At 66.7% G+C, this 17,888-nt stretch carries 16 protein-coding genes and 1 pseudogene; 9 read left to right on the top strand and 8 right to left on the bottom strand.

The genetic code is table 11. From position 1 onward, the window contains the following. The first annotated feature begins 10 nt into the window (after positions 1 to 10). The 3 genes from ACOBQU_RS05310 to ACOBQU_RS05300 all read left to right on the top strand — a co-directional run bounded on the left by ACOBQU_RS05310 (position 11) and on the right by ACOBQU_RS05300 (position 3,625). Positions 11 to 976 (top strand): pirin family protein, encoded by a 966-nt coding sequence (locus ACOBQU_RS05310; protein WP_423624743.1) that lies wholly within the window; start codon positions 11 to 13, stop codon positions 974 to 976. A gap of 1,234 nt (positions 977 to 2,210) precedes the next feature. Beyond that, a complete protein-coding gene (locus tag ACOBQU_RS05305) occupies positions 2,211 to 3,032 on the top strand; it encodes an SAVMC3_10250 family protein (RefSeq protein ID WP_423624742.1) in 822 nt (273 codons plus the stop codon). A 233-nt stretch (positions 3,033 to 3,265) separates the two neighbouring features. Continuing rightward, the gene (locus ACOBQU_RS05300) at positions 3,266 to 3,625 is read left to right on the top strand and encodes a DUF6221 family protein (protein ID WP_423624741.1); all 360 of its coding nucleotides are present in this window, start codon (positions 3,266 to 3,268) and stop codon (positions 3,623 to 3,625) included. Positions 3,626 to 3,944: 319 nt separating this feature from the next. Here the strand turns inward: ACOBQU_RS05300 and ACOBQU_RS05295 are convergent, their stop codons facing one another. Then, on the bottom strand, positions 3,945 to 5,333 hold the full coding sequence (locus tag ACOBQU_RS05295; RefSeq protein ID WP_423624740.1) for a hypothetical protein: 1,389 nt from the start codon (positions 5,331 to 5,333) through the stop codon (positions 3,945 to 3,947). Between the two features lie 609 nt (positions 5,334 to 5,942). Beyond that, positions 5,943 to 7,160 carry a hypothetical protein gene (locus ACOBQU_RS05290; protein ID WP_423624739.1) on the bottom strand — a complete coding sequence of 406 codons (1,218 nt, stop codon included), beginning with the start codon at positions 7,158 to 7,160 and terminating at the stop codon, positions 5,943 to 5,945. Between the two features lie 162 nt (positions 7,161 to 7,322). Here ACOBQU_RS05290 and ACOBQU_RS05285 point away from each other — a divergent pair, with 162 nt between their 5' ends. The 3 genes and pseudogenes from ACOBQU_RS05285 to ACOBQU_RS05275 all read left to right on the top strand — a co-directional run bounded on the left by ACOBQU_RS05285 (position 7,323) and on the right by ACOBQU_RS05275 (position 8,563). Beyond that, the gene (locus ACOBQU_RS05285) at positions 7,323 to 7,718 is read left to right on the top strand and encodes a hypothetical protein (protein ID WP_423624738.1); all 396 of its coding nucleotides are present in this window, start codon (positions 7,323 to 7,325) and stop codon (positions 7,716 to 7,718) included. A 46-nt stretch (positions 7,719 to 7,764) separates the two neighbouring features. Then, a complete protein-coding gene (locus ACOBQU_RS05280) occupies positions 7,765 to 8,079 on the top strand; it encodes a hypothetical protein (RefSeq protein WP_423624737.1) in 315 nt (104 codons plus the stop codon). Positions 8,080 to 8,118: 39 nt separating this feature from the next. Further along, a pseudogene (locus ACOBQU_RS05275) lies at positions 8,119 to 8,563 on the top strand (hypothetical protein). A gap of 161 nt (positions 8,564 to 8,724) precedes the next feature. Here the strand turns inward: ACOBQU_RS05275 and ACOBQU_RS05270 are convergent. Beyond that, entirely contained in the window at positions 8,725 to 9,399 is a 675-nt protein-coding gene (locus tag ACOBQU_RS05270) for a restriction endonuclease (protein ID WP_423624736.1), read from the bottom strand. A gap of 310 nt (positions 9,400 to 9,709) precedes the next feature. Here ACOBQU_RS05270 and ACOBQU_RS05265 point away from each other — a divergent pair, with 310 nt between their 5' ends. After that, positions 9,710 to 10,024 (top strand): hypothetical protein, encoded by a 315-nt coding sequence (locus ACOBQU_RS05265; protein WP_423624735.1) that lies wholly within the window; start codon positions 9,710 to 9,712, stop codon positions 10,022 to 10,024. A gap of 698 nt (positions 10,025 to 10,722) precedes the next feature. On the opposite strand, the gene ACOBQU_RS05260 is transcribed toward ACOBQU_RS05265, so the two are convergent. The 4 genes from ACOBQU_RS05260 to ACOBQU_RS05245 form a co-directional block, all read right to left on the bottom strand. Beyond that, positions 10,723 to 11,685: a sugar phosphate isomerase/epimerase family protein gene (locus tag ACOBQU_RS05260; protein WP_423624734.1), complete on the bottom strand. Its 963-nt coding sequence runs from the start codon at positions 11,683 to 11,685 to the stop codon at positions 10,723 to 10,725. Positions 11,686 to 11,797: 112 nt separating this feature from the next. After that, positions 11,798 to 13,117 carry a tetratricopeptide repeat protein gene (locus tag ACOBQU_RS05255; protein WP_423624733.1) on the bottom strand — a complete coding sequence of 440 codons (1,320 nt, stop codon included), beginning with the start codon at positions 13,115 to 13,117 and terminating at the stop codon, positions 11,798 to 11,800. Next, positions 13,108 to 13,530 carry a hypothetical protein gene (locus tag ACOBQU_RS05250; RefSeq protein WP_423624732.1) on the bottom strand — a complete coding sequence of 141 codons (423 nt, stop codon included), beginning with the start codon at positions 13,528 to 13,530 and terminating at the stop codon, positions 13,108 to 13,110. Before ACOBQU_RS05250 ends, ACOBQU_RS05255 begins: the two co-directional genes overlap by 10 nt. An 845-nt stretch (positions 13,531 to 14,375) precedes the next feature. Next, a complete protein-coding gene (locus ACOBQU_RS05245) occupies positions 14,376 to 14,771 on the bottom strand; it encodes a hypothetical protein (RefSeq protein ID WP_423624731.1) in 396 nt (131 codons plus the stop codon). Between the two features lie 275 nt (positions 14,772 to 15,046). Here ACOBQU_RS05245 and ACOBQU_RS05240 point away from each other — a divergent pair, with 275 nt between their 5' ends. Both ACOBQU_RS05240 and ACOBQU_RS05235 read left to right on the top strand, forming a co-directional pair. Continuing rightward, a complete protein-coding gene (locus ACOBQU_RS05240; RefSeq protein ID WP_423624730.1) occupies positions 15,047 to 15,556 on the top strand; it encodes a hypothetical protein in 510 nt (169 codons plus the stop codon). A 355-nt stretch (positions 15,557 to 15,911) separates the two neighbouring features. Next, positions 15,912 to 16,559, top strand: coding sequence for a response regulator transcription factor (locus ACOBQU_RS05235; RefSeq protein WP_423634259.1), 648 nt, complete (start codon positions 15,912 to 15,914; stop codon positions 16,557 to 16,559). Here ACOBQU_RS05235 and ACOBQU_RS05230 read toward each other — a convergent pair. Further along, positions 16,450 to 17,526: a sensor histidine kinase gene (locus tag ACOBQU_RS05230; RefSeq protein ID WP_423624729.1), complete on the bottom strand. Its 1,077-nt coding sequence runs from the start codon at positions 17,524 to 17,526 to the stop codon at positions 16,450 to 16,452. The two genes, ACOBQU_RS05235 and ACOBQU_RS05230, sit on opposite strands and share 110 nt — an antisense overlap. Positions 17,527 to 17,888: the final 362 nt, after the last annotated feature.

The following is a 17,888-nucleotide window of genomic DNA, read 5'->3' as shown; positions in this document are numbered from 1 at the left end:
GTTGTGCGACATGAGCAATCTTGATCGCGAGGCGGTGCCCGCCCTGTGCGGCGGCCGCGGGTTCGTCGTCGCGGAACCGGTGCGGGAACTCCTCAGCCCTCGACACGTGAAGCTCGGCGAGGCGACCGAGGTGCGGCGCCTCCTCCCGAACCTGGGGCGCCGCATGGTGGGCGCGTGGTGCTTCGTGGATCACTACGGCCCCGACGACATCGCCGACGAGCCCGGCATGCAGGTGCCGCCGCACCCGCACATGGGCCTGCAGACCGTGAGCTGGCTGCACGAGGGCGAGGTGCTCCACCGGGACAGCACCGGCAGCCTCCAGACCATCCGCCCCCGCGAGCTGGGCCTGATGACCTCGGGCCGGGCCATCTCCCACTCCGAGGAGAGCCCGAAGTCCCACGCCCGCTTCCTGCACGGCGCGCAGCTCTGGGTGGCGCTGCCGGACGCCCACCGCCACACCGAGCCGCACTTCGAGCACCACGCGGACCTGCCGCTCGTCACCGCGGCGGGCCTGAGCGCGAAGCTCATCCTGGGCTCGCTCGACGGCGCCACCTCGCCCGGAACGACGTACACGCCGCTCGTCGGCGCGGACCTGGCCCTCACCGAGGGGGCCGACCTGCGCCTTCCCCTGGAACCGGACTTCGAGTACGCCGTCCTGTCCATGGGCGGCGAGGCCCACGTCGACGGCGTCCCCGTCCTCCCCGGCTCCATGCTCTACCTCGGCTGCGGCCGCACCGAACTCCCCCTGCGCGCCACCTCCGACGCCGCCCTCATGCTCCTGGGCGGCGAGCCCTTCGAGGAGGAGCTGATCATGTGGTGGAACTTCATCGGCCGCACCCAGGCGGACATCGAACAGGCCCGCACGGACTGGATGACGGGGACGCGGTTCGGTGAGGTGAAGGGGTACGACGGGGGGCCGCTCCCGGCGCCAGAGCTGCCGCCGGTGCCGCTGAAGCCCCGGGGTCGCGTGCGCTGACCTGCGAGAATGAGGGTGAGCGGCGGTTCGGGGCAATGGGTGAGCGCGACGGGTGAAGCGGTCGCGGGACCCGTGGAGTGACGGCCTTCGGCCGCCCGCTCGTGACCCTGGCGGTGTCGAGCGCGATTCCAGCCTGTGGGCGGGTGCGGTCGGCTTTAGTCGGACTCTTGCTGACCTAATGCTGACTTTGCTGATGACGCGTCAGGTTCTGTTTCGGTCCCGTTCCGGCTGGTCGCAGGCGTACGGGGCGTGCAGGAGTGTGGCCAGGGCTTGGACTCATGCTGACCCGATGGCGTGAGGCGTTCGAGTGCTCTCAGTGAGAGTTGCCGAGTTGTAGAAGGTCGACAACCTGGCTGGGGTGGGAATGGTCGGCCGGTTCTGCTGCGCGTTGCGGCTATGCCAGCAGACTCTTCGTCTGCTGGTAGTACAGCAGCTGTACCCATGCTGACCAGGCACAACAGCAGTCGGCGCGGCTTTCTGGCGAGGGCTGGTCCGGCAATGGTCCGGATCTTGGTGTGTGCGGCCGTGCGGCGGCGAGGGTGGGCCAGGAATGGAAGTTCTGGGAGCAATCGGGAGGGACGAGCCATCCGATTGCCCCGTGCTGTAGACGAGCGGTGCGCGGATGTCGGATGCGGCTGGCGCCAGCGGATGCGAGCGCAGCCAGTGGGGCTGATCGCACAGTGCGTTCTGACGTGATGTGTGCTTTGGGGCCCGGACTCGGGGCGACTTCTGGTGCACCTGCTGAGGCTGGCGGGTCTGCATCTGTGAGAGGTGGGGGACAGTGCCCGCCCCTGCACTTGTCTGCCTACGGTCGGTGGTCATCGCAGTGTCATCCGGCCGTGTAGAAGTGCGCGGCTGCTCCGCATGGACTCACCCCGGCCCCGCACGTGACCGGTACACGACCGATCGTGTCGTCGTCGGCGCCGTCCTCGGTTCTGGCTGCGGCGAGGGGCACCGTGCTGCGTGTGGCGTGTTGTTCGTCTGCTTCCAGTACACGGCTTCATCGCCGTTTGATCTGAGGTAACGGCTCTGGCTGGGCATGGCCAGTTGGGTGGTAGGGCGTTCTTTGAGCGCGGTTCGCTCAGCCTAGTCGTCGGTGCATCCGCTACGAGATACGAGCCTGCACTGTTCGAACTCGTCTGCCCCATGACGAGCTTGGGTCGACTATGTACGACGCGCTGAAACGATCAGTAAGCTCGTGTTGCTGCTGGTCGGTTCGAGTTGCGGGGGTCAGATGCGGGACCTGCTCTACTTCGCACGGGAGAAACTCCGGCATTTCCACGGCGGCCCGGAGGGCTTCCCAGGAGGCCGCTCCCTCGAGGTGGAGGCGACGGCGTTCGGTGTCGGGGGCCGGGTGGCGGTCGGCGAGTTCGGCTCGGCCGGGTCCAGTAAGTCCGAGGGACCGGACCTGGAAACGGTCATCGCCTACCTTGAAAAGACATGCACGGCGCATACTGCGGTCCCGGCCTCGTGCCGATCCGTCGGAGCCTATGAGTGGGTGGAGTTCTCGGGCGCGTTCCACCGAGGGCCCCGCGTGCGGGACTGGGGTCTGCACGACAAGGGTGTGTACACGTTCACTTCTTACGAGAACCCTTTGTTGTGCCCCCAGTTCACAGGAGAATCCGAGTGTTCGGGCGTCGAGGTGCTGCTGTGTGGTTCCGTGCAGCACGTCATCGGAGAGGACGTCCAACCCCATACCCGGATGGGGTCCGGGTCGGACTGGCTGCACGATATGGCTGCTGAGTTGGTCGCCTTGGAGGACCGTGGGGAGACGACTCTCCCTGAATCCCTCGTGCGCACTCCGCGAGAGATGCAGGAGTACGCGGCCAGAGTGGCTTACGACATGATGGTCTCCTGGCGACAAGGACCCGTCCATGTGCACGGACACGCGCGAGTTCTGTGCAACTTCGAAGCCGTGGACGGGCAGCACCGGTTGATCGTGGCGAGCCCGCTGTACGTCGAGACTGCCCCGCCTCCGAGGGAAGGGGCATTGGCTCCGCAACCCACTCGGCGCCGATGGCCCTGGAGGTTCCGGGTCTACCCGCCGGCGCGTTGATTTGGGGCCCTGGGGGGCCAGCCAGGGCGGTGCGGGATAAGACCGTCCAGGCAGGGGCGAGACGACAGAGAACCCACCGTCGCTTGCTCCGGCAGGGTTCTGCAGGCGGCAGCGGGTTGCGGGGTGGGCAGGTGGCACCTCCGTTGCGAAGACTGTGAAGGCGTGCTGGGGCAGGGCGGTACCAGCCTCAGTGGATGATGGGCGCCCATGCTTACCGATGCGAGGAGTACCCGATGGATCGTGATGTTGCGGATTTGGCTTCGTTTCTGAGCGCTCGCCTCGATGACGACGACGCTGCAGTTCGTGTAGAGGGCCAGGGCGAAGGAGGTATGGCTGCACGCGTTCTGGCTGATGTCGCCGCCAAGCGCGGGGTATTGCGTTTGGTGGAGTGTCAGCAGCGGAACGCCAACGCTGAAGATTTCATGGTTCATGGGCCAGCCATGGTCATGCTGGCCGCGCTCAAACCAGTGCTTCGCCACCTCGCCACTGCGTACGTCGATCACCCAGACTTCGATCCCGAATGGGAGCCGAACGAGGAAGAGTACGAGCCCGATGAACGGTTCAACGCCCGCAGTCGGAACTACTTCGCTTGAGCGCTGTGTCATCACTCGGTCACCGGGTGAGTGGCGACGGGAAGTGGGATCGTCTGGTTCTCGACTGACCCGGAGGCGGCTCTTCGGCTGGTGAGGTCGTCGCCAGGCAGGCAGCCTCAACATGTTCCCGATGACCCAGCACGTTGAGTGCGTCGCGATCCTTGAGCCTGCCGAAAAAGCTGGCTGACCTGCTGATCTGGCGAGTGTACGTGATGTGCGTTGTGTGCGTTACGGGCGATATCTTGACGCATATCTGACGCACGTGGGGCTCTTCTGACGCACGTTTGACGCACGTGCTGACGACCCGTCAGTTGATCATTCATTCGCCTGACAAGCCGTCAGGCATTTGTTCACTCGGTTGATGATTTGCCGGGTGCGGCCTGAGGATCTCTGCCTGTGCTGGCTTTGGGGCCGAGGGCGGACCTCGGTTCGCGGGGGGCTTCATGGTGGCGAGGTACGGCTCAAGATCTGCGCGGCCGGGGTGCGGCGGCGTGGGCAGCTTCGGCGCCGAGGTCGCCTTGGTGAGCTGCTGAAGGTGGGCGTCTGCGAACGCGAGCCACTCCTCGATCTCGGCCCGTTCCTGCCCGGGTGGCAGGAATGCGGCGTGGTCGCGTACTGCTGTGACGAATTCGGTCAGGCGATTGGCTTCGTGCCACGCATCTGCCTGCTTTTCGAGGCGCTCGACGCGATAGGCGTGGGCGTATGCGGCGTGGGCTTTGTGCAGGGCGTTTTCCCGGTTCTGTCGTGCCGCTTCCTGGGCTTGTTCGTCTGTGTGCCGACATTGTTCCGCGGCTTCGCCTCGGCGGTCGACTTCCTGCGCGATTTCGGCGAGTTGGTCTTCCAGGAGGCTGCCGTCGAGGTCGGTCCATTCCCTGCCGCGGTGCGGGGTGCCGCCCCGGAGGATGAAACGCAGTCGGTTGGCGGGGGTGTAGTCGTAGCGGGGGATGCGCATCCATGTGTGCTTCTGGGCGTCGGCGCGTTCCGTGTCGGTGGGGATGTGTTTGCTGTGGTCGTGTTCCTGTAGGACGAGGATGTGGACGGATTCGTCTTGGGCGGTGATGGTGAAATGCGGTGGTGCCTGTCGGCGGTGGCGTGGCGGGGGAGTGTCTGGAGTGGGGCCGAGTGCGGTCGTGTGGCCCTTTGATTCGGCGGCGGTAACAAGGGCTTGGGTGAGGCGTAGAGCTCGGTTGTGTACGGATTTGGTCAGCCCCATGCCCTGGGGGCGTTTTTGGAGGGCTGCGTCCACTGCATGGGGTTTGGTGAGCCTGGCGGGCACGGTGATGGGGGTGAGTTCGGTGAGCCGCCAGGCGGGGATGTCGACGAGCTTGATTTCGTAGCCGCTGCAGGTCTGCTTTCCGCGCAGTTCCTGTGAGCGCGGGATCTTGCCGGACTGGCGTGCGGCGCTGATCCGCGATGCCCAGTTCACTGCGTGCGGGCCGGATTCGTTTGCCTTGACGAGGCGGTTGTTGTTGGCTGTCAGTTCTTCGAGGAGCTGGTCGGTGTAGTTCGGGCGGGCCTTCGGCGTGGTTTGGGGGCGTCGTGTCGCCAGATCCTCCGGCGCCTCAGGTGCTTCGGCGTCGTGGTCCCGTGGGCCGATACCGGTATCGGCGACATACTGTCGTCCCTTATCGGTGAGCTCGGCGTTCCAATACCCACGCCGTTTGGTGACCTTGATAAGTCCTCGGCATTGCAGAGCCTGAGCGCTCACCTTGTACGTACTGTCCGGCCAAAACCCGGAGGGGCATCCTTGACTCACCCAGGAGAGTACGGCGTGCTGTCGCTCGTTCAGTTCCCCGCGCACGCGGCCCTCCCACGGTTGTGCCCCTGCGCTGCCCCGCTCACGATGTCCGTTCCCGTTACGAGAATTCAGGCGGGCTGAAGGACAACGCTTCGTTCAGATGACATCTACGGGTGAGGACCCGTGAGTTCGGCCAGTGTCGGGTACGGTGTCGGCGACCGGGGCCGCTCGCCCGTGGAATGGGCGGGGCGGGCCGGCCTGTCACGGACCCTTCGGCGGTCCTCAGCGCGCGGCTTCGCGCACCTAGACAACTCGTTGCCTTTTAGCGGCCCCAATTGGCAAGTGCGATCATGCTGGTATCCAGCACCGGGAGTGCCCTGGTCTTCCCCAACGAACACCAGGGTTACAGTCTCTGCGTTGCCGCGCAGACCCCACTGTGGGATCGCAAATTCCGTGTCGGAATTTCACGGCCGGTGTCGGATGGAATTCGGATCCGACACCATGCTGAGATTCGCAGGTCGCAGTAGGCAAGAGAGAGTGCGGTCTGTGGGTTGCTGCTTTCTACGCTGGTGCCCACGTTCACTCGTTGGGGGACTCCGTTGCCAGCGGGATGCCGCACTGCAGGCAGCCGTTCGCGTGGTCGTCCCGGCAGACGTAGCCGATAGCACCATCCACGCACCATTCGGCGGCCTCCTCGGACAGCAGGTCGGGCCCGGCATGGAGCAGCCGACGAAGTTCCGTGGTGTCCGCAATGTCGACCGGGCGGTTGGTGAACCACTCGTCGAACCAAGGCTTGTCTCGGTGCACGTGCCAGTGCGCATTCTCCCGGTCGTCGACAGCCGTAGTGAACCGATCGACGATGCGCCCCCAACTCGGTGTTCCGAACCAGCCGTTGTCGGACGCGCAGAAGAATTCGATCAGGGTTCGCAGGCCGAACGTCTTCTCGCGAAGGCAGTACGCTCGCCCCCAAGCGATCGCGTCCTGCGCCATCTCCGCGAGTTCTTCGCGCGGATCAGCCTCGTGCGCCGGGTCGTCAGGATTGTGGCAGGCCAGCCCGAGCTCGAGAACAGACTGCCCGGTCGGTAGAACCCGGGACGGGTTGACGATCGCGAGACCGAGACCGATCCAGTCGACATGGTCGAACGACAGCATCGAGCGCACGAGTCGGGTGGTTGCCGTGTTGATCCGCATCATTGTGCCGTCGTGGAGCGGACTCTTCCCGGCATGCCAGTTCTCGACGGGTGTGTTGCGCCACACCGCGAGCGTGATGCGGGTGGCAGCGAGCCACAGCAGGGCGTCGTCGTCGAGATGCCCGAACCGCTTGGCGCACTCCTGGGCGCCGTAGGTGATCAACTCTTCCGGTTTCGGCCACCTGTGGCTGTCGGGCCCTTCAGGCGCGTACTCGTAGTCGTCGGCGTACTCGTCGAGGATCGCGCTCAACTCGGCAGCGCTGTAAGCCTCGCTGTACTCGGAGCTGTCCGGCTCCTCGACGGTGTACATGTCGTGGTCCCAGGAGACGTACACGTCGCGCCAGAGCACTACGTCATCGCACTCGCCGGCGTTGTCCGTCACAACCGGCCTGATGGTGATCGGGGCAGTACGCCCGTCGGTTCGCTCGCCGTCCTTCTCGGCGGCCCATGCGGTGATGACCCCGAGCGGCTTCGGAAGGAGAGGACCGACCTCGGTGATGCTGAACGGCTCGTCGTCGTCATCGGTGTCGAACCGGCTGTTGACGAACGCGACCGCCTCGGAGGGCGTGCCGACGATGGACTGGCTACCACTCTCGTTGTCAACCACTCGCCACAACGGGCTATTCTTCACGATGCTCTCCGATCGCGGTGACTGCACCCGGGGCGGGTGCGATGCGCCGGGTCGCTCGGCGCTGACTCCAATTATGGGCTGATCAACCCATCTGCAGTCCCGAAGAGGCTTGTCGGCGACAACGTTCGGTACGTTCGCGTGCAACCTGCTTTTCGCGACCGCGGCAACACAGCAGAGTCCCACAGCGGAGGAGGCGAAGATGGCGCTGAACAAGAAGGGTCCCGGCGCATAACCGTTGACCGGATTGAGTACCGCTGGCGGATCCGCAGGAAGCCCTCCTACACGCAGGGCCTCTGCTGGACACCGCTGACCTATGCGGTTGAAGCGGCCAGCGGCAGCCAGCCGGGCACGACCTTGATCATCACCAGCGGTCAGGCCCATCCCAGCAACTGGGTGGGCGTCGAGGTGGAGCCCATTCGTCCGGCTCACGTTGTTGCCAGCATTCGAGAGGCACGGGATCAAGGCTGGGATCCAACCCGGGTCGGTTCTCCTTTCCAGCTCGACCGATCCGCAGGATTCATCGCCCAGTCATGAGACAGAGCGGAGTAGGGCGGCGCCTCTGGCCCGGCATCATGGCCTGGTGACCACATGGATGGGCTGCTACTGGCACGAGGAAGACATCTGGTTCTACTTCGAGGTCGACGCCGAAGGATGGGTGATCCGGCAGGTCGAACTCGAAGGGCCAGAGCTGATCCCAATCGCAGCTGCTTCCCTCGCCGAGTGGCAGCGGGCCCGCGACGCAGGCCGCCTCGGTGATGACGACAGCAGATTCGGGATCACCGCCGAGCTGCCCGTCTCGGAATGGGAAGGCCACGACCCCGAACAACTCACCTTCGAGGGGTTCGAGGACGTCTGGGGCCTTGCCCGTCAGCAGATCGCATCCCGGCCCAGCTGACCTCTCGGCGCCGCACTGGCTTCTTGGCATCATCGCGACATGACCCCGACCCTTCCCCGCACCGTCCGAGCCGTCGACACCGCTCAGCTCCTAGACCTGGCACAGGAGGCCGCCATGCATGGCTTCAGCCAGCGCGGCTCCCGGTCGACTGGCTACGAGAGCACCTCGCCGCAGAAGCGACGCACCACCTGTTCCCGACACTCGTGCAGCGGCTCACGCACCGTCCCGAGGTGCCGCTGCAGTGGAGGTGCCAGCAACTGCTGACCGTCAGCACCGGCGAGCAGATCTGGGTCTCCTCGATGTCCTTCCCGACACCTTCGACAAGATCTCGGAGACCTTGGACGCGGCGTCCAAGAAGGACATCGTCAACCGCATCGAGCAAGCAGTGAAGGTGCGGAAGTGGATGGAACGGACAGCCGCCGGTGCAGGCTCATTAGGTCCGGCGCAGCCGGCCGGGCAGTCTGAGGAAATGACATCGATCTGAGACAGCCGCCTGCCGACACGTCGTGAGACTGGAGGGGAACGTCCAAGCCATAGCGCAGGCGCCTGACATCGAAAGTGAGAACCTACACCCACGAAGGCCGACGCCGTACCCCATGGCGTCGGCCTTCTCATGTGTGGGGCGGGTGGGACAAGGGCCGAGATTCAGAGCCGAGTCGCCGGCCCGCGCCGGGACGGTTTGCGCGGTGCGGGCAGTGCAGGCAGCAGCTCCCACAAAGGCCGGCGACCCCGGGCCCACTGCTCCAGCGGGTGCCGGTCGACCAGGTGCAGGCGCTGCTGGCGGGCCAACTGCTGAGCCGGGGCCGAGACCCGGCCGTTGGTCACCAGCACGACGACGTCGCCCTTGTGCGCGGGCCGTCCGGTGCCGTTGAGGGTTTGCAGATCCGGTGTGCCGACTGCCGATCCGGTCAGTCCGTTGCGTCGGTGCTTGCATTGGATCCCCCAGTAGCGGCCTTGCGGGTCGTGCCCCTTCACGTCGGCGCCGAGGTCACCCCGGCCGCCGCAACGCAGAGCGTCGCGTGACCCGTCGCGTGCCAGCAGATCGCTTATGGCGTGCTCGAAGGCACTGTGGTGCATCGCGTCGATCTGGCCGAGCGAGTGGGTCAGGCCCTCTACACGCAGCTGCGCGGAACGGATCTGGTCGATCCTCCGGTAGCACCACGCGGCCAGCGTCGCGGCGGCCACCAGGCCGAGGACTACCAGGACCCACCAGTGCGCCCACACCCACTCGCCGACCTTGACCAGGACCAGACCGACCACGACCAGCACGCCCAGGGCGACCAGCAGTTCCTCATCGCCGCCGCGGCGCTGGCGGCTCACTGCGCCTCCCCCGACCGCTGGCGCTCTCGCGGCAGGCCCCTGCCATCTTCCCGGTGTCCGGGCACAGCTCCCCCTCACTGTCGCAGATCCCCGCTACACCCTCATGAGAGCACCTGGCACTGACAGCCCGGCCCGTCACGAGATCAACCGGCTGATAACAGTCCCACTGCCTCAACCCGCAGTGATTGTGGACGAGTTGGCTGCGACCGGATTGTCAGTGGGCGCCGCTAACGTCGAATGTTGCGCCGAGGAATACCCGGCCCCGCCCGGGGGTTTGACCACCCCCTTCTCACAGCGAGGACTCCTCACCGTGCCCCGTGTCCGTTCATACGTCCGCAAGGACGGCGTCGTCGTCCGCGCCCACAACCGCAAGGCCCGTCCGCGTACAGCCGCGCCGGTTACCACCCCCCGACGTCGCACTACGGCCCCGCGCCATCGCCCCGTCCGGCACATCCCCGACGGCACCCCGACCGCCTACGTCCGTCCCCACTACCGAGCCGACGGGACCCGCGTACGCGGCCACCGCCGGATCATCACGCCCCTGACCGCCGTCGCGGCGGCCGGCGCAGGCACGACGTTCTTCATCATCCTGCTGGTGCTGATAGCCCTCTCCGGCCACCGCTGATCCCACTCAGGTAGGCCAGCAAACTGGTCCCTGCCATTTCTGACAGGGACCAGTTTGCTGGCCTTCAGTGATCGTCGAAGCGAATCGGGTAGGACACCGTCGGCGAGGGCCGCTTCGGTTCTCCCAGGCCGGAAAGTGCACCGGGTAGACACCCGTCTGGTGCGGCTGGGGACGCCCGGCACCAGTACCCGTGGTCCCACCGTTGGGGAGCAGGGAACCGACGCCACCGGCTGCCGCAGAGCGCGGAGCAGCACCTCACGATCGTCGACCGCGGCTGACCTTGGCCCAGCCTATGCCGGGCCGGAGTGTCCCTGCGCGCGCCGCGAGGTGTTCTCTTCTGGCCGTGGGTCGTTCACCGACGCGCGATTCTTCGGCAACACCGTGTGCTTCGAGAACGCGACCGGCTCCGCGCCCCGAGGGCTGCTGACCGCCATCGGTACTTCCATCCCCGATACGGTGGTCCTGCCCCCCATGGCACCACTCGCTTAGCACGGAGTAGTCCACGTTATGCCTCGTTTGGGAGGCTGGTTCGTCTGTCGATCAGAGCGGCCAGGATGGCCTCCGTGGTGTTCGGGCCTATACGGGCCATGCTCTCTCTGGGGGCGCGGAACTCACCGTGCAGGCTCTGTAGTCATACTGCTCTCGGTATTACCGAGTCGGCGCCGACCGAAGGCCGGTCGTCTCTGGCCACGATCCTTCTAGTTCCGGTCGTCTGACGGTCCCTGGGGTTCGGGGTCGGTGATGATCAAGGGCTTTAAGGTGTGGGCAGCGATGCGCATGCCGTGCAGGGTCCGGTCGAGGGTGCCGCTCCAGACAGGGTCTTCGTGTTCGACGGCGATGTCGCCCGTGTATCCGGCTGCGTAAAGGGTGTCGATGATCTGGTTCCAGTCGAGTTGCCCACGGCCGGGGACGCGGTAGCGCCACCAGCCGACGTCGGTGGGGGAGGTGCGTCCGGCGGTCTTGCCGAAGACGCCGTAGCGGGTGCGAGCCCGCTGGTCGATCTGGATGTCCTTGGCCTGGACGTGGCCGACGATGCCGGCGTCCAGGGCGTGATGGAGAGCGTCGAGGGGGTCAATGCCCAGCCAAGGCAGGTGGGAGGGGTCATAGGTGAGGCCGAAGCCCAGGTCGGCCATCCAGTCCCACAGTTCAGGTGAGTAGGCGAGGTTGGCGGGGTAGCCGTCGGGGTGCCAGCCTTCCATCGGGCAATTCTCAGCCAGCAGTGTCACGCCCCGGTCGGTCGCATACCGGACTAGCGGGGGCAGGTGCTGTTCGGCCTGCTTAAGGTTGTCGGCGATCGGGAGGGTGACGTCGCGGCCTATGAAGGTGGTGACCTTCTGGAGCCCCAGGGTCGCGGCCGTGTCGATGCAGGCCCGCAGGTGCCGGTGAATGAGGTCGCGTTCGGCCCGGTCACTGTGCAGGTTGTTGCCGCAGTAGGTCACTGCGGAGATGGTCAGGCCGTGAGCGTTCATCAGTTCGCGCACGCGGGTGGCGTCGTCGGCGGTGAAGTCGGCTACGGCCAGATGGGCGGCCTGGTGGATGTGTTCGCTGCCGACCGGCCAGGCCGCCACCTCCAGCGACTGGTATCCGGCCTGCGGCGCCCAGGCGGCGATCTGTTCCAGCGACATCTGGCCGAGCGCGGCCGTCAGCAGTCCAAGCCTCATAGTTTTACCTCGCTGTCAGTAGTTCCTGTTCGGGCGCCGGTTGAGCGTTGCGCGACCCACCTCCACGGCACCCCGGACGGGGACGGTCCGGACACGGTCCGGGGCGGCCTGATCACAGAGTGGGGAGCGGTTCGCCGAAGCGGTTCGCCTCCTGGACGCGGCGGAGCCAGTTGTGCCATCGGTCTGTGTCGCGGCTCGTGGGATGATCCGGGCCGCGGTGATGGGTCTGGGTGTGCAGGATCTCTTCGAGGTCTTGGATTGCGTCGCCGAGGACACGGTCATTGCGCGGTTCGACCAGCACCTCGGCCACGTGGCGATATTTGAGGGTCTCCAGAGTGTCAGAGTGATGGACCCCCTGGACCCGTGCGCGGACCTCGGGCAGATCCTGCAGGAGGGGGAGCGCCTGTTCTCCTCGTCCGGCGACGACGAGCGCCTTTACTTGGGAGTGTCGCGCGTCGAGGGTGTCGGGATGGTCTTCGCCCAGCGTAGCGGTTCGGCCGATGATGACGCGGGTGTAGGCGCTCACCGACTCGTCCACACGACCCAGCCGTCCAAGCAACCAGCCGTTCCTGCACTGCGCATGCAGCAGCGTGTTGGAGCTTGATGACCGGGCCAGGCGGGCCTCCAGCGCGCCGAACCCTGCCTCGGCCTCATGCAACCGGCCCTGACCGACTAGAGCCCAGTGCAGCAGCAGCGCCGTCCGTGGGGCAGCAGCGCCTAACACCCGGTGCTCGTCCTCGCCCAGCTCCCGCAGTATCCGCTCGGCCCGCTGATACTGGCCGAGTTCGGACAAGGCCTCGGCCCGGGCACGTCGCGCCTCGAACGCGGCCGGGTGCAGACGGCCCAGGCACCTCAGATGCGGGGAAGCATCGCGGACCAGGTCCAGGGCGGTCCGCTCGTCCCGATCCGCGATCAACGCCTCCGCCAGTGTGGCCGTCCTCCCCAAAACTATCGCCGAACCCGCAATACCGAACGCCCCGGCCGGGCACCTGCGCAGCCGTTCCCGCCACTCGGTGACCGCAGTCCGGGTCTCCTGGCGGTCATCAGGGCTCATCGTCCGCAGGTCACCGCCATGAGCCATCAGCGATTCCGAGTCCGCCACAATGCTGGCCGCAGATGGCCTTTGGGCTGGCGGAGCCAGATAACTGCGAAGGTTACGGCGGGCCTTGGCGATGTGGTTCCACACCTTTTGCTGGATGATGCCCAGGTGCTCGGCGATGTCGCCGGTGGGGATGTCGTCCAGGAGCAAGGCCATTACATTGCTGGTGAGGTGGTCCAACCGTTTGAGCGCAGTCACCACGTCGAGGGCCTGGTCGACCAACTCGGCATGCCCCGGCGCCAGCTCGGCATTCCTCGGAGTGAGTTTGGCGCCATCCTCCATCGGGTCGAGCGTCTCGGGGCGGTGGGAGTTCCAATAGTGGTTCAACGCCACCCGGCAGATCCAGGCCCGCGGTTCGCGGATCCGGCCCCCCGGCCCTTCGCCACCTCTTTCCACAGCTGGACGAAGGCGTGCTGGGCGGCGTCCTCCGCCTCGACCCGGCTGGCATCACGGCGCTCCACATACCGCACCACGGTTTCGAACTCGGTGTTGAAAACGTTCAGGCTGACCAGGAAGTTCGGCTGCATCGCCGCCATCCTGGCCGCCGGGTCAACGCTGCCGGTGGTCGGGGTCGTCCTCCCGGTCGGGTCGTCCCGATCCACCCCATTACTTGTCACAGCTGACCCGGCCGACGGCGAGGTGTTCCGTTGTACCCGGTCCCGTAGTCGCTGGTCCGCTACCTCGACCATCACAGCCAGCAGCGGCGTCCAAGAGGCCAGCACCACCATCACCGTCTCCCCGTCCATGATCCGGCATCCCCTGCCTCGGCCAGCCAGGGCCACCTTGGTGGTGCACCGCACAGTGGCGTGCCGTCACAAGTAAGAGCTCACAAACCATGATCACCCGTAAGGGAGTTGTTGTGACCTGAATCACCTAGGATGAGTGTCCGTGTGAGTATGACGAGGGCTACCCGAAGCGGTGCCCTGGGCCTCACATGAACAGAGGCCGCACAGAGAACCCGTCGGATCTCCAGCCACTCGCGTGCCACGCCGAGAATGCGCTGCTGTGCGCGCCGAAGGGCCGCGTCAACCTTGACACCGGCCACTACCGGGACGCGATCTCGGGCAAGGCGCACTGCGGACGCCCACTGAGCGCCCCTTCCCGGTGCCCCTACCGTGCGCGCCTTGTCGCGGTAGAACGCCCTGGCTACGCAGCGGAGCCGTGAGCATTCGATCTGACCCAACTGCCGTGCTGCATCGACCCTTTGGTCGGCCTGGCCTTTGTACTCCCCAGGTAGCGGACGCTGGCTCTGTACGCGATTCACGTCGCCGCCTCGACACGACCCCGGGCGTTGCACGCCCGTGAGGGGAGGCGATATACGCGACTTCGGAGGCACCCAGCTCCCGGGATCGGGGCAGTCGGCAACGGCACAGCCACGTCCGGCTGCCTCTGCCCGTAGGGGTGCTGGTGAGATCCGTGTCATCCCCGCAGCTGTCCGGGCTGGGGCGGGGTAGGAGACGCGCCCGCCCGGGGCGACCACACCGACGGCCATGCTGCCGTCGCGGGCCTCGGCGACGATCGAGTTCGGGTGGGCGGTGGCCGACTCGTCGCTGTCGGGTGCGGGGGGTGGGCTTGGGGACGGCCGGTCCGTTCAGCCCTGGGACGGATCCGGCGTCGGAGGGTGGCCGATGCGCGCACGTCCGAACACCACACCGGCCGCGATCGAGCCCTGCTCGGCGTGATTGCGTACGGTGCCCATCGCCACGCCGCCATCGCCAGCCGACACCCCACCTGCCTGGTCTCGCTCGGCCAGCAGGGTCCGTAGGCCGATGGCGGCCTGCTCGCGCTCGGCCTCGCCCAGCCCCTCCAGCAGTGCCTCGATCCGGGTCTGCCATGCGGCTTCCTGGCGAATGCGCACCCGCTCGTCGGCTGCCGACTCGGCAGCCTCCAACTCGGCCGCAGTCCGGTCCAAGCGCTCGAGTTCCGCCCGTTCCCCCTGTTCATCACCCCGGCCGAACCAACGCGCCAACGCCTGCCGCAGACCCATCCACGCATCACTGCCCGCCGCTTGCACGACGGCCGCCCCGCCCGCTGCCGCCCCCGGCATGCGCCAGCTCTGGCGTCGACCAACGAGTACGTTCGTGCCTCGAAGGCTGCCCCGGTAGTTGGCTCGCTGCACTGATTCGCCGGATCGGCGAGCTTTGGGTTGCCGACCAAGTCCAACTCGATGTGACGCAATCGCTGTGGAACGCCGAGACAGACTAGGTAAGCAACAGGATTGCGGCCGACTGGGAAGCGAACGTAAGAGAGGGTAGGAGGAGAATGGAAGGTTTCTTTGGCGGCTTGGGTGACGCGCTTGACGAACAGAACTGGCATGCGGCATTGGTCATGGCTCTGACTCTGCCGGACATCTGCGGCAAGGCTGACGCGCCGGGTGGGAGATCGGGCCAGCGCTATGCCGCCTGGTTTGACCGCCATGTTGGGTCACGCTACAAACACCGAATCGGTGCGGGTCGAGAAGAGGTTATCTTCCTCAGTGGTAATGACTGCTACGCGCTGCGTTGTGCTCTGCTCCATGAAGGGTCGACGGATACCAGCACACACTCGGCCCGTGAGGCGCTCAGCCGCTTTCACTTCTGCACGCCAGGGCAGTTCAATAATGGCCTGCACTGTATTCAGATCAATGACGCCCTGGTTCTCATGGTGGACGAATTCGCTAGGGATGTCCTGGACGCCGCCCGCGCATGGTGGGCCTCACTCACCCCTGGCGCACGCCAGGCGGCAGCCGACAGGTCGATCGCGCTGCATGATACGGACAACATCAGCATCTGAACGCCCTCGTAGACGAACTGCATCGTCCGGCTCTGGAAGCGACTGCCACGAGCGTTGGCGACACCACTGAGGAACGCGTTGACGCACCGTCAGGTGGGCGGGCAGTGATCTCGCTCGCAACGGGTATCGACCATTCAGGGAGCGCGCTGAGTACCCCTGCTTGTGAACGCCCCTTGGAGTGCGCCCGGTGGTGCCGCGGCGCCCTGCGGTAGCGCGCTGCCGAGGGGACGTGGTCGGCGCGGCCCCGTGACCCTTCGGGGCGCTCCCGTACGCGCTCCGGGAGTTCTCCAGGCACACGTACGATCGTCTGCGGAGCGGGCTTGTGACGGTGGTGCGGACGGTTCTTGGAGGCATGGTGATACGGGTGCTTCTCGCTGACGACGAGCACTTGGTGCGTGGTGCGCTCGTCGAGCTGCTGAGAGGCGAACGCGGCCTGAGCGTGGTCGCGGACACCGGGGAGGGGTGCCAGGTCCTGCCGCTAGCTGTGGAGCACCGCCCGGACGTGGCCGTCCTCGACGTCAACCTCCCGGACGCCAATGGCATCGAGGTCGCGGCGCTCCTGCACGAGCGGCTCCCGCAGTGCCGCACCCTGCTCCTGACGTCCCTCGGCGAGCCCGCCACCGTGCGGCTCGCCATGGAGCACGAGGTCGGCGGCTATCTGATGAAGGACGCCGCCCCCGGTGAACTGGCCGCCGCGATCCGGAAGGTGGCGTCCGGTCAGCGGGTGATCGCCTCGGAGCTGATGCTGGCGGCCTGGGAGAGCAGCCGGACGCCGCTCACGCCGCGCGAGGCGGAGATCCTCAAGTGGGCCGAGGACGGATACCCCGCGCGGGAGATCGCGGCGGCCATGCGCCTGTCCGTGGGCACCGTGCGCAACTACCTCAGCAGCTGCGTCACGAAACTCGGGGCGCGTAGCCGCCTGGACGCGGTGCGCATCGCCCGGCAAGCGGGGTGGCTCCCGCCCGGGGGCGGTCGGGCCCCGTCACAGGACACACCATCGTGAACTGGAACCAGCCGCAGGAGCCGACGCGGGCCGTGCACCGCCCGCCGAACTCGGCGGCCCGCGCCGCGAGGTTGCCCAGGCCGTGCCCGGGGACGATGTCCACGGGGCCGTCCGGCTCGCTCACGCCGTTGTTCGCGACGGTCAGCACGATGGCCTCGTCGTCGTGCCGCTCCACGGTGATGCCGCACAGGTCGGCCTCGCTGTGCCGCAGGACGTTGGTGACCGCCTCGCTCACCGCGACGGTGAAGAGGTTCTCCACGCCGCCCGCCGGTACGTGCGCCTCGTCGCGCACGGTCACCGCGACGCCCAGGTCACCGAGGGCGGCGCGGGCGGTGTCGAGCTGTTCGCGCAGCGTGCGGTCCCCGAAGCCGTGGGCCATGGACCGCATGTCGGCGAGGACGCCGCGGGTCAGCTTCAGCACCCCGCGCAGTTCGCTCCGCGCGCGCTCGTCCTCGACGCCCAGGTAGCGGTTGACCAGTTCGCCGCGCAGGGCGGCGAACGTGAGCCGCGCGGCCAGCACGTCGTGCAGGTCGCGTCCGATGCGGACGCGCTCGTCCTGCAGGGCGCGGTCGATGGCGGTGGCCTCCGCGTGCCGCATCCAGCTCAGTCGGCAGGCGACCCGCATCAGCGCCGCGACGACGAGCCCGATCACGGCGGTCACGGCGACGGCGACGGCGCTGTCGGCGTACGACAGGCCGCTGTGTCTGCTCGTGGCCGCCTCGGCCGCGAGCACGGCGGCGTACCCCGTGATCCCGGCCCAGCCGCGCAGCACGGCGAGGACCGAGCCCGCGGCGAAGCCGCCCATGCCTCGCCACTCGACGCCGAGGAAGAACAACGGCCCGTACGTCAGGAGCACTTGGAGGACGAGCGACCAGGGCAGGAGCGGACGCTGGAGCCGCTTGGTCAACGGGGCGCTGTGCAGCGTCTGCAGCAGCATCAGCACGCCGAGGAGCACGAACCAGGCCACGGCCGGTGTCCCGCTCTGCGCCTGACCGGTGCTCAGGGGGCCGGATGGGTCCTGCAGGGCGACACCGCACTGCAGCGCACAGACGACGAATGTCGTGGTCCAGGCCATCGAAATGTCTCGTTGCTGTTTACCCATTGTGCCCCCGTGGACAATCGGCAACCGGTCGAGCCCCGCATATTGAATCACAAACGAGTCTCTGTATCTATGTGGGTGGATCTACGCAGCCGCATGGTTTTATAAGGACTTGCATGCCGTGTGCAATGCTTTCGTTTCTTGCTCGTCATCGCGTTGTCACATTGATTTGCGGTGTCCATTCGGGTCGCGCTCGGTGACCTCATCATTTCGCGACAACACGAATGATT

Origin of the sequence: Streptomyces sp. G45, from assembly GCF_049542095.1 — a bacterium.
In the GTDB taxonomy this organism is placed as follows: Bacteria; Actinomycetota; Actinomycetes; order Streptomycetales; family Streptomycetaceae; genus Streptomyces.
The sequence above is the reverse complement of the archived record's forward strand: the minus strand, read 5'-3'. Positions and strand labels throughout refer to the sequence as shown.

Bases quoted from the DNA above. Each gene is read 5' to 3' on its own strand.
- ACOBQU_RS05245 (WP_423624731.1), bottom strand. From the start codon at position 14,771: ATGGGTCTGCGGCAGGCGTTGGCGCGTTGGTTCGGCCGGGGTGATGAA.
- ACOBQU_RS05310 (WP_423624743.1), top strand. From the start codon at position 11: ATGAGCAATCTTGATCGCGAGGCGGTGCCCGCCCTGTGCGGCGGCCGC.
- ACOBQU_RS05300 (WP_423624741.1), top strand. From the start codon at position 3,266: ATGGATCGTGATGTTGCGGATTTGGCTTCGTTTCTGAGCGCTCGCCTC.
- ACOBQU_RS05305 (WP_423624742.1), top strand. From the start codon at position 2,211: ATGCGGGACCTGCTCTACTTCGCACGGGAGAAACTCCGGCATTTCCAC.
- ACOBQU_RS05260 (WP_423624734.1), bottom strand. From the start codon at position 11,685: ATGAGGCTTGGACTGCTGACGGCCGCGCTCGGCCAGATGTCGCTGGAA.
- ACOBQU_RS05250 (WP_423624732.1), bottom strand. From the start codon at position 13,530: ATGGACGGGGAGACGGTGATGGTGGTGCTGGCCTCTTGGACGCCGCTG.
- ACOBQU_RS05240 (WP_423624730.1), top strand. From the start codon at position 15,047: ATGGAAGGTTTCTTTGGCGGCTTGGGTGACGCGCTTGACGAACAGAAC.